The sequence below is a fragment of the Caldimonas tepidiphila genome (genome assembly GCF_003569765.1).
GTDB classification, from domain to species: Bacteria; Pseudomonadota; Gammaproteobacteria; order Burkholderiales; family Burkholderiaceae_C; genus Caldimonas; species Caldimonas tepidiphila.
In genome coordinates this window covers 1-223 of sequence record NZ_KZ983964.1, presented here as the reverse complement: position 1 = coordinate 223, position 223 = coordinate 1, and the positions used below count along the sequence as shown (strand labels likewise).

The window sequence follows — 223 nt, the reverse complement described above, 5'->3', positions numbered from 1 at the left end:
CGCCGCGGCGGCTGCAGCTCTACAACTGGCACAAGTGGGCCGGCGTGGCGATCCTGGCGCTGTCGGCGCTGCGCCTGCTGTGGCGCCTGCTTCGCCGCCCGCCGCCGCCCGCGCCCGCGCCGCGCTGGCAGCTCGCCGCCGCGCACGTCACCCACGCGCTGCTGTACCTGCTGTTCTTCGCCGTGCCGCTGGCCGGCTGGGCCTACAGCTCCGCCGCGGGCTT

General features: G+C 77.1%; 1 protein-coding gene. It reads left to right on the top strand.

Features of this window, described 5'->3' with window-relative positions:
• Nucleotides 1–223, top strand: a 223-nt coding sequence (locus tag D3A59_RS02735; protein WP_205665087.1) for a cytochrome b/b6 domain-containing protein, incomplete at both ends; no start/stop codon positions are given.